Below are 9,600 nucleotides of genomic sequence, written 5' to 3' on the forward strand. Positions count from 1 at the left end.
GGCTTGTCAAGCTTTGACTTGGCAAAATGTAAACGTTATCATTTGATTTTTAAAAACAAGGAGACACTATGCGTTGGGCTTTTATCGGGGCCAGCACCATTGCTGGCGAATGGATGGTGTCGGCCGTGCGTTCGGTGGGCGACGAGGTGGTGGTCGTGGTGTCGGGTGATCTAGCCCGGGCCCGCGCTTTTGCCAATACTCATGGCATCGCCCATGCCACCGACGACGAAGCCGCGCTGGCCGGTCTGGGTCTGGACGCGGTCTACATCTCCAGCACCAACGAAAAGCATGAGGCCTCGGTGCTGCATGCTGCCAGCCTGGGCCTGCATGTGCTGTGCGAGAAACCCCTGGCCACCAGCTTGGCCGCCGCCCAGCGCATGGTGCAGGCCTGCGCCCAGGCGGGCGTGGTGATGGGCACCAACCATCATCTGCGCCACAACAGCGCCCACCGTTTGATGCGCGAGAAAATCCAGCAGGGCGCGCTGGGCCGTTTGGTGTCGGCACGAGTGCAGCATTCGGTGTACCTGCCCGCGCATCTGCAGGGCTGGCGTTTGAAAGACAAAGGCGCGGGCGGCGGTGTGGTGCTGGACATCGCAGTGCACAACGCCGATTCGCTGGCCTTTCTGCTGGGCGAGTACCCCACCGAGGTGGTGGCCATGACCAGCAACAGCGGCATGGCCGAAGGCATGGAAGACAACGCCATGTCGGTCTGGCGTTTTCCCAGTGGGCTGACGGCATTTACCCACCAGGGCTTCAACACTCCGTTTGCCGACGTGGGGCTGGAAATCCACGGTACCCAGGGTTCGCTCAAGGGCGTGGGTATCCTGCACCAGGGACCCGACGGGCGGTTGGACTTCAGTAACGCCCAGGGCGTGCAAGCCCTGCCGCTGGACCAGATCAGCCTGTACAGCCGCGGCGTACAGAACTTCCACCTGGCCATCCAGGGCCAGCCCAACGATCTGGCCGATGGCCAAGCCGGTGTGCGCTCGCTGGCGGTGGCGCTGGCGGTACTGGAAAGCGCGCGCACCGGGCGCAGCGTGGCCGTGGACGACGCAGGAGCCACAGCATGATCCACCACTGTGTGTTCGTCCATTTCCGGCCCGAGATCACCGTGACCACCAAGCAAGGGCTGTGGGACGAGTTGCGTTCCCTGGTGGGCGAGGTGCCCGGCCTGCGGGAGGTGCGCGCCGGGGCCAATGCCCGCTACGAGGACCTGGACCACGGCTTTGCCGATGGCTTCATCGCCGTGTTCGATGGCCCGCAGGGCCTGGCCGCTTACCAGGCCCACCCGGCGCACCAGGCTACCGGCGCCAAGCTGGTGCAGGCGGCACTCGGTGGCCTGCAGGGTTTGATGGTGTTTGACCTGGATCTTCCGTAGTGCATCCGTAGTTCAGGTGCGGCACCAGCTGCACTAGCCGCGGGGTGCGCAGCTTCTCCACACACCACTGCAGCGCCGTCACAATGCGAGCAGGAGTGCGACCAATATGTTCAAAATTTACTGGACCGACGAAAACAACCAGGCCCACGGGCAAGAGACGGCAGAGCTTGCGCAAGCCCTGCAGATCACCAAAGACAAACGCAACGCGGGCTACAGTTTTGTCACCATGGCCAGTGAAAACCCCCAGCAGGTGGGCAAGCAGGGCGTGGACTCCGTTGTAGGCGGCAAGACGCCCGACGGCCAAGCCTACGACTGGTCCAAGGCCGGACGCGCCGGTATGCCGCGCCGAAACGACAGGGTCATCACCAAGAAAGACAACTGAGCCCAGGCTTGGCGTATGGTGGGTTTTGCTATGAAAAAAGAAGCTGCTTGCGCATATTAAATATGGGCTAGAGGTCTATTTTGTTCATAAAATTTGTCCCATGAAGAGCCAAACACCGCAAGACGGGCGCGACGGTGGGCAGCTCTGCATGACGGTGCGGCAGTAGACTTCATTCCATCGCCGTTCCACACATTCCAACCATGTCCCCTACGCCTTATCTCTCCAACAGCGCTGCCTCCGAAATCCAAGCCTGGGAGGCGCTCAAGACTTTGGGCGACGCCGCCATGGCGCATGGCGGCTTGCAGGGGGTGCTGCAAATGTTTGTAGCAACGCTGACCGGGGCCGAAGAAGTGGCCCGTGTGAGCGAAGAAGCGGGCCACCCCGACAGCATGACGCCTGAAGTGATTGCGCAGTGGGTGACTACGGACTACGTACCGGGCATGCAGCAGGCGTTGAATGCTATCAAATAGATAGCTGCTGGCGTAATATTTATAAGCACTGGAAGCCTGTTTGATCCATACGTCTTTGGCGGAGGGCCGCAAGCCCGGCGAGTGTGGATGGTGGGAGCCTCAATAGTTCTGGTGCAGCAGCGGCGGCACCAGTCGCGGGTTGCGCAGCTTGTCCACCCACCACTGCAGTGCAGGCCCGGCGCGGTGTGAATGCCAGCCGACAAAGAGCAAATTCGGCTCTCGCGGGTCTTGCGTGGGCAGGGCCACCAGCGTGCCGCGCTCCAGGTGGTGGCGTACTTTCTCCAGCGGTAACCAGCCCACGCCCAGGCCCGCCACCTGGGCGGCAATCTTGGCCCGCATGCTGGGCATGGCCAGCCGCTCCTGGTGGGTTTGCACGCCGTAGCTGCGGGCGATAGCCAGGCGCGATGTGTCGGCCACCACCACGGCGCGGTGGGCGGTGATGGCCTCCATCGCCAAAGGCCGTGCGGCCTGGGCCAGCGGGTGCCGCGGCGCGACGGCAAACACCCATTCCAGCTGCGCCAGCTCGAACCACTGCAGGTGCGCCATGGCCGGGGGCTCGTTGGTGGCGGCCACCACCAGGTCCGCGCGCTGGTCCAGCAGCGCCTCCCAGGTGCCGCCCAGCACCTCGTGGGCAAAGCGCAGGCGCACGCCGCTGTTCAGCGCATCAAAGTCGGCCACCAGCGGCAGCAGGGCTTCGATGTTGGCCAGCTCGTCGGTGGCGATGCGCAGCTCGGATTCCCAGCCGCGCGCCACCTGCTTGACGCGCTCGGTGAGCCGCTTCGCCTGGGCGTGCAGCTGCGCGCCTTGCTCGACCAGCAGCAGTCCCGCCGGGGTCAGCGCGATGCGGTAACCGGCACGGTCGAACAGCAGCGCGTCCAGCCGGTCTTCGAGCTGGCGGGCGGCATACGACACGGTGGATGCGGCCTTGCCCAGGCGCTCGGCCGCGCGCGACAGGCTGCCGGTGGCGCGCACGGCTTCTAGCAGCTGTAAATCGTCCAGGCTCAACATGTTCGATAGTTTCGCATGGGTTCATCGAAATGGTGGTGTTTCTGGCGTGGTCAATCGCCAGACACTTGCTCCATCGGCCCCGTCGGGGTTGAAGAATCAACGAAACCATCGAAGGAAACACCATGAACCGCTTTGCAGGAAAGAACATTTTGGTCACCGGTGGCAGCAGTGGCATTGGTGCCGCCGCTATTGCTTTTGCCCGCGAAGGCGCACGGGTGGCCATCACCGGCCGCGACGCCGAGAGCCTGGCCCGGGTGCAGGCCGAGCTGGACCCGAACGCGCTGGCCCTGGTCAGCGAAGCCGGGGATGTGTCGGCGCAGGCCGCGCTGGTGGCCGAGCTGCAGGCGCAGATGGGTGTGATTGACGGTGTCTTTATCAACGCCGGGGTGGCCAAATTCGGCCCGCTGGCGCAGATCGACGAAGCCCTGTGGGACAGCAGCTTTGATACCAATGTCAAAGGCCCGTACTTTCTGATCCAACGCCTGGCGGCACTGATGACGCGGGGCGGCTCCATCGTGCTGAACGGCTCCATCAACGCCCACATCGGCATGCCGAATTCCAGCGTCTACGCTGCCAGTAAGGCCGCGCTGATCTCGCTGGCCAAAACCTTGTCGGCCGAGTTGCTGCCGCAGGGCGTGCGCGTCAATGTGGTCAGCCCCGGCCCGGTGACCACGCCGCTGTACGGCAAGCTGGGCCTGGCCCCGGACCAGCTGCAGGCCATGGCCGCTAGCATCCAGGCGCAGATCCCGCTGGGCCGCTTCGGCACCCCTGAAGAAATCGCGGCGACGGTGCTGCACCTGGTGTCACCGGAGTCCGGTTTTATCGTGGGGACCGAGATTGTGGCGGACGGCGGCATGAGCCAGATGTGACCCGTCTGCTGGCGCTATTTACTATGCATTTAATAGCTACTTGCGTAGGTGGTATATGCGCTAGCGGCCTATTTTCTTTAAATTTGGACTCCGCTGCCGCCAGGCCCATGCGGGCCCCACTGGACCTGTGCCCAGGGCAGCGGGCGGCCAAACCAGTAGCCTTGGGCGTGGTGGCAGCCCATCTCTTGCAGGCGTTGCGCCTGGGCTTCGGTTTCCACACCTTCGGCCACCACGTCCACCCCAAAGCCTTTGGCCATTTGCAGCACCGCCGCCACAATCGACGCGTCTTGCGGCGAGCTGCACAGGGTGCGCACAAAGCTCTGGTCAATTTTGAGGCAGTCAAAGGGCAGCCGCCCCAGGTAGGCCAGCGAGGAGTAGCCGGTACCGAAGTCGTCGATGGCAATCTTCACGCCCTGGGCCCGGATTTCGCGCAGCCGCTCCACGGTCTGGCCGTTTTGTTCAATCAGTACCGACTCGGTCAGCTCCAGCGTTAGGTTCTGCGGGGGGAGCCCGCTCTCCCGCAGTGCCTGTTTCAGCGTGGTGCCGAAATCGGACTGAATCAGCTGCCGTGCCGACACGTTCACATGCAGGTCGAAGTTCGGCGGTAGCTGCGCCAGGTGCTGGGCCACATCGCGGGTGGCGGTGCGTAACACCCAGTCGCCCAGCGCCAGAATCAGGTCGGAGCTTTCGGCGATCGGGATGAAGATGCCCGGCGGCACCAGGCCGCGTGCCGGGCTTTGCCAGCGCACCAGCGCTTCAACACCGGTGACGCATCCCGTCGCCAGCGCGATGACGGTTTGGTAATGGACCCGAAACTGCCCCCGCTCCAGCGCCTGGCGCAGCTCATTGGCCAGCCGCGCGTTTTCCAGCGACTGCTCCATCATGCTGGGCTCAAACACGCCCCAAGACCCCCGGTGGCGGCGTTTCACCTCGCCCAGCACCACGCTGGCATTGCGCAGCCATTCGGGCAGGTCACTGGCCGGAAGCTGCCCCGCGACCACACCTACCGAGGCGGTCACCATGATCTCGTCTCCGCCCGATGCAAAGGGCGTGGCAAACAGCTGCAGGGCCTGTGTGGCGATGTCGGCGGGCGCCTGTTCGGTGTCTAGGTGCAGCAACGCAAATTCGTCGCCGCCCACCCGGGCCATCCACACCTGGCTGGGCATTTGTGCCCGCATCCGCCCGGCGATGGCTTGCAGCAAACGCTCACCGGTGGCATGGCCAACGTTGTCATTGATAGCCCGAAATCCATCCAACCCCAACAGGCAGAGCACGGCGGGGCGGGTGCCGTCCCAGTGCACCTCCTCCAGCAGGCCGCGCCGGGTCAGCAACTGGGTCGGGCTGTCGTAGCGCAACTGGTCGCGCATGTTGTTGAACGCGCGCTGCAGGCGCTGCGCCATGGCGTTGAAGGCATGCACCAGGGTGTCGGTTTCTTGCACCGCCCCGCCGGACTCAATGGGGGTATCCCACTGGCCCAGCGCGAGCTGGTTGGCCGCCTGTGCCGTGCGCTGGATGGGCCGGGTCACCCAGCCAATGGCCCACAGGCCGAGCACAAAACCCAGCGAGGCAAACCCGATGATCCACGCCATGTTGCGCTGGCTGGCGGAGCGGATACCGCCCAACAGGTCGGACTCGGGCACCAGCATCACGATGCGCCAATTCAGCCCCCGGACATCCGAGTACGGGGCCACCCGGCAGATGTACAGCTTGCCGTTAACCGCCAGTTGAAAGCCGGAAGCACTCTCGGTGGGGGCATCGGCCACCGGCTGTGCGGCGGCGCGCAGCACCGGGTTGCTACTTTCCGACAGGCGCAGACGCTGCCCGCGCGGGATGCTGCTGTGCCCATCGGCCAGCACCGAACCCGGCTCTGAAAACGCCACCAGTTCCCCCTCGCTATCGGTAATGGCAATGATGCCTGTGCCACGCAGTGGCTCGTCATGCAAAAACTGGTTCAGGCCGTTGAGTTTGACATCGGCCTCCATCACCCCAAGAAACTGGTTGCCGACTTTGACTGGTGCGGAGGCCGAAATGGTGACTTCTGCCTGCTCGTCATAGTTGGCATAAATGGCCGACCAGCCCGCCTTGCCCGACTGGGCAATCGGCGCGTACCAGGGCCGCCCGCGCGGGTCGTAGCCATCGTAGCCCGCCACGGTATCGCCGGGGTGGTCACCTTTGTAGATGCGCAGCTGGCCCTGGGTGGAGGCATCTTTGAGCATCAGGCTGAAGCCCGCACCGGCATCTTCGCGGCGCATGCCCGCGTATTCGCCTGCGGCGCTGCCAAAACTCAGGGCGCTGATTTGCGTTTGGTTCAGGTACAGGTCCTGGTACACCCCGCGTAGGTGGCGGTAGAGGGGGCCCAGGTCGTTGGGCGTGTACAGCCCATGGCGGCCAATGGCATCGGCAATGCCGCTCTGGATGCGAAAGGGCTCTTCTAAAAAGTTCACCAAACGGTTGCTGGAAGCCACCGTGAGCGCATCCAGAATGCGCACGCTGGTGGTGTCGATCAGGCGGTTGGTGTTGTCTTGCTGCGTGAGCGCCTGCAAGGCCACAGTGGTCGCCAAAATCAGCGCAAAAGGCACCGATATGGCAACGCGCAGGGAGGGTCGGAAAGTCCGCATTCAAGCCACCGCAGGCAGTTGGGGAGGATGGCGAAATGCCCCCGAGGTGATCGGAAACAGCGGCAGCGGCAGGCTCAGCCGCGCGCACAAGCCCTGCGGTGCCGCATGCAGTACCACCGCGTTGCCACCGTGGCGCAAGGTGATTTCTTGCACGATGGACAGGCCCAGGCCGCAGCCGCCAGGCAGTTCGCTGGCGCGCCAGAAGCGCTCGAACACGTGCGGCACATCGGATTCCAGCAAGCCGGGGCCGTTGTCTTCCACCTCCACCACCGCATGGCCTTGCAGGCGCTGCACCCGCAGCGTCACGGTGGCACCCCGGCCCGCGTAGTGCAGGGCGTTGTCGATCAGGTTGCTGATGGCTTCGCGCAGCAGCAGCTTTTCGCCCAGAGTGACCAGGCTGTCCTCGCCCTCGTAGCCCAGGTCGATGCCTGCCGTGATGGCGCGTGGTGTCCATTCGCGGGCCACTTCGCGGGCCAGCGCGGCCATGTCCATCGGCTGGGGTGTGATATCGGCCTCGGTACGGGCCAGCGACAGCAACTGGTGCACCAGGTGGGCGCTGCGCAAGGCCCCGGCGTGTACCTTGGTGAGCCGCTCTTGCAGGGCCTGCGGGTCGCGTTCCGTCAGTGCCAGCTCGGTCTGGCTGATCAGACCCGCTAGCGGGGTGCGCAGCTGGTGGGCGGCATCGTTGATGAAGCGCTTTTCCTGGCCCAGGCTGCGCCGCACGGCGGCCAGCATCTGGTTCACCGCCTCGGCCAGCGAATGCACTTCCAGCGGGGCCTGGGTCAGTTCGATGGGCAGCAGGGTGGTGACGCTGCGGTGGGCCCGGTCGCCCAGCAGGGCTTCCAGGCGCTTCAGTGGCTGCAGGCCGCGGCCCACGCCGATGAACACCACAGTGCCAATCAGCGCGCCCAGCAGCACCAGCGGCACCAGCATGTCGGCCACCAGTTCGCGGGCAATGCGCTGCTGCACGGCCAGGCTTTTGGCCACCTGTACGCGCAGGCGCTGGGGTGCGTCGGCATCACCGTAGTTGACTTCCAGCAAGGCCACCCGCACCGGTTTTTTATCCAGCAGGGTTTCGTAAATCAGCGGTTCGCCGGGCTGCACGTGGACATCCAGCAGCGGGTCGGGCAGCTTGCTGTTGCCCAGCACAAACTGGCCGGGCGGGGACGACACCATGTAGCTGACGCGGTCGGTCGGGTCTTCTTCGAGTATGTCGCGGGCGGCGCGCGGAAAGTCCACCAGCAGGCCCGAACCCATGGGCTTGACCTGGCGCGCCAGCGAGCGCACCGACTGGGTCAGCGACTGGTCGATGCCCTTTTCGGCGTAGTTGAGCGCGATGCGGTAAGCCAGCAGCCCGCCCACCAGCCATAGCAGCAGTTGCGGCAGCAGCAGCCACAGCAGCAGCTGGCGTTTCAGGGACAGGCCGGGAGCCTTGTCTTTTTGCAGGCCCGGCGGAAGGCCTGGCAAGCTCATGGTGGTCTCATGGCGTGGTGGTTTCCAGCATGTAGCCCAGACCGCGCACGTTGCGGATACTCAGGCCCGAGTCGGCCAGCTTGCGGCGCAGACGGTGCACGTAGACCTCCAGCGCGTTGGAGCCGGTGTTGGTGGTGTCACTGGGGTCGCTGGGGTCGGCCTTCCAGGCGCTCAGCACGTCTTCGCGGCCCACCACCTGGCCCGCGTTGGTGACCAGCAGCGATAACAGCGCCCATTCGCGGTGGGTCAGCTCCAGCGGTTCGTCGTCCAGCCAGGCCAGTGGCTGGGTGGCATCCAGCCGCAGACGGCCGGTTTCGCCCATTTGCAGCTCCAGCGACCCGCCAAAGGCGGGCAGGCGCGAGCGGCGCAGCATGGAGCCCAGGCGGGCTTCCAGCTCGGCCATGTTGAAGGGTTTGGTAAGGTAGTCGTCGGCCCCGGCGTTCAGGCCCTCGATGCGGTCTTCCACGCCATCGCGGGCGGTCAGTATCAGCACCGGCAGGGCCAGCAGCCGTTTGCGGATCCAGCGCAGCAGGGCCATGCCGTCTACCAGCGGCAAACCCAGGTCCAGCACGACCCCGTCAAAGCGGGTGGATTCCAGCAATTCCTGGGCCAATGCGCCGTTGGCCGCGGTGGTGGTTTGGTGCCCCGCCTGCCCCAATTGGGCCGCCAGGCCGTCGCGCAGTAAATCGTCGTCTTCAACTATGAGTAGGTGGGCCATGGGCAGAGCATAACAAGACGAGGCTATACCATGAAACTATCGTGTTGATAGCTGCTTGCCAAGGCAGAATATGCGTTAACTGCCAATTTAATCTACAAATCTACCGAAAGAAAAACCTATGAAGTTTGAAGCCGTACTGTTTGACTGCGATGGCGTGCTGGTGGATTCCGAGCCGCTGACGATTGGCGTGCTGCGCGACCTGCTGGCCGAGAGCGGCTGGAGCATGACGCTGGCCGAATGCATGCGCTTGTTCGTCGGCAAAACCGTGATGGACGAAGCGCCCGCCATCGAGGCCCACACCGGCCATCCACTGACCGATGCCTGGATGCTGGAGTTCCGCGCCCGGCGCAACCACGCGCTGCAGACCCGGTTGCAGCCGATTCCTGGCATCCACGCCGCTCTGCACGCCGTGCATACCGCCTACGCGGGGCGTATCGCTTGCGCGTCGGGGGCCGACCGCATCAAGATTGAGCTGCAACTGGAAAAAATCGGCCTGGCCGAATATTTCAAGGGTTTTGTTTTCAGCGGCCATGAAATGCCCCGCACCAAGCCCTGGCCCGACGTGTACCTGGCGGCCGCCGCCGCTTTGAACGTGGACCCCGCCCGCTGTGCCGTGGTGGAAGACACCACCACCGGTGTGCGCGCGGGCGTGGCCGCCGGGGCCACGGTGTTCGGCTACGCGCC

The 9,600-nt window shown here is 64.6% G+C and carries 10 protein-coding genes; 6 read left to right on the forward strand and 4 right to left on the reverse strand.

Annotated elements, in window-relative coordinates; all coding sequences use genetic code 11:
- Positions 1-68 precede the first annotated feature (68 nt).
- The 4 genes from Q0T48_RS16535 to Q0T48_RS16550 all read left to right on the forward strand — a co-directional run bounded on the left by Q0T48_RS16535 (position 69) and on the right by Q0T48_RS16550 (position 2,230).
- Entirely contained in the window at positions 69-1,070 is a 1,002-nt protein-coding gene (locus Q0T48_RS16535; RefSeq protein ID WP_295958339.1) for a Gfo/Idh/MocA family oxidoreductase, read from the forward strand.
- Complete coding sequence (locus Q0T48_RS16540) at positions 1,067-1,378, forward strand: Dabb family protein (protein ID WP_295958343.1); 312 nt, start codon at positions 1,067-1,069, stop codon at positions 1,376-1,378. Before Q0T48_RS16535 ends, Q0T48_RS16540 begins: the two co-directional genes overlap by 4 nt.
- A 106-nt stretch (positions 1,379-1,484) precedes the next feature.
- Entirely contained in the window at positions 1,485-1,760 is a 276-nt protein-coding gene (locus tag Q0T48_RS16545) for a hypothetical protein (protein WP_295958345.1), read from the forward strand.
- A gap of 200 nt (positions 1,761-1,960) precedes the next feature.
- Positions 1,961-2,230 (forward strand): hypothetical protein, encoded by a 270-nt coding sequence (locus Q0T48_RS16550; protein WP_295958348.1) that lies wholly within the window; start codon positions 1,961-1,963, stop codon positions 2,228-2,230.
- A gap of 99 nt (positions 2,231-2,329) precedes the next feature.
- Here Q0T48_RS16550 and Q0T48_RS16555 read toward each other — a convergent pair whose 3' ends face one another.
- Positions 2,330-3,238, reverse strand: coding sequence for a LysR family transcriptional regulator (locus Q0T48_RS16555; protein WP_295958351.1), 909 nt, complete (start codon positions 3,236-3,238; stop codon positions 2,330-2,332).
- A gap of 122 nt (positions 3,239-3,360) precedes the next feature.
- Here Q0T48_RS16555 and Q0T48_RS16560 point away from each other — a divergent pair, with 122 nt between their 5' ends.
- Complete coding sequence (locus Q0T48_RS16560) at positions 3,361-4,107, forward strand: SDR family oxidoreductase (protein WP_295958353.1); 747 nt, start codon at positions 3,361-3,363, stop codon at positions 4,105-4,107.
- 77 nt (positions 4,108-4,184) lie between these two features.
- Here the strand turns inward: Q0T48_RS16560 and Q0T48_RS16565 are convergent, their stop codons facing one another.
- Genes Q0T48_RS16565 through Q0T48_RS16575 form a run of 3 tightly spaced genes read right to left on the reverse strand, consistent with a single transcriptional unit; the run spans position 4,185 to position 8,916 of the window.
- Positions 4,185-6,725 carry a GGDEF and EAL domain-containing protein gene (locus Q0T48_RS16565; protein WP_295958356.1) on the reverse strand — a complete coding sequence of 847 codons (2,541 nt, stop codon included), beginning with the start codon at positions 6,723-6,725 and terminating at the stop codon, positions 4,185-4,187.
- Positions 6,726-8,198 (reverse strand): sensor histidine kinase, encoded by a 1,473-nt coding sequence (locus tag Q0T48_RS16570; RefSeq protein ID WP_295958360.1) that lies wholly within the window; start codon positions 8,196-8,198, stop codon positions 6,726-6,728. It lies immediately after the preceding gene.
- Positions 8,199-8,205: 7 nt separating this feature from the next.
- Entirely contained in the window at positions 8,206-8,916 is a 711-nt protein-coding gene (locus Q0T48_RS16575; RefSeq protein WP_295958363.1) for a response regulator, read from the reverse strand.
- A 118-nt stretch (positions 8,917-9,034) separates the two neighbouring features.
- On the opposite strand from Q0T48_RS16575, the gene Q0T48_RS16580 reads away from it, so the two are divergent.
- The coding region (locus Q0T48_RS16580; protein WP_295958366.1) for an HAD family phosphatase at positions 9,035-9,600 on the forward strand (566 nt) is incomplete at its 3' end.

The sequence above is a fragment of the Rhodoferax sp. genome (assembly GCF_025354435.1).
Lineage (GTDB): Bacteria > Pseudomonadota > Gammaproteobacteria > Burkholderiales > Burkholderiaceae_C > Rhodoferax_B.

Coding starts and splice junctions, on each gene's coding strand:
- Q0T48_RS16535 (WP_295958339.1), top strand. CDS start 69: ATGCGTTGGGCTTTTATCGGGGCCAGCACCATTGCTGGCGAATGGATG.
- Q0T48_RS16540 (WP_295958343.1), top strand. CDS start 1,067: ATGATCCACCACTGTGTGTTCGTCCATTTCCGGCCCGAGATCACCGTG.
- Q0T48_RS16545 (WP_295958345.1), top strand. CDS start 1,485: ATGTTCAAAATTTACTGGACCGACGAAAACAACCAGGCCCACGGGCAA.
- Q0T48_RS16550 (WP_295958348.1), top strand. CDS start 1,961: ATGTCCCCTACGCCTTATCTCTCCAACAGCGCTGCCTCCGAAATCCAA.
- Q0T48_RS16555 (WP_295958351.1), bottom strand. CDS start 3,238: ATGTTGAGCCTGGACGATTTACAGCTGCTAGAAGCCGTGCGCGCCACC.
- Q0T48_RS16560 (WP_295958353.1), top strand. CDS start 3,361: ATGAACCGCTTTGCAGGAAAGAACATTTTGGTCACCGGTGGCAGCAGT.
- Q0T48_RS16565 (WP_295958356.1), bottom strand. CDS start 6,725: ATGCGGACTTTCCGACCCTCCCTGCGCGTTGCCATATCGGTGCCTTTT.
- Q0T48_RS16570 (WP_295958360.1), bottom strand. CDS start 8,198: ATGAGCTTGCCAGGCCTTCCGCCGGGCCTGCAAAAAGACAAGGCTCCC.
- Q0T48_RS16575 (WP_295958363.1), bottom strand. CDS start 8,916: ATGGCCCACCTACTCATAGTTGAAGACGACGATTTACTGCGCGACGGC.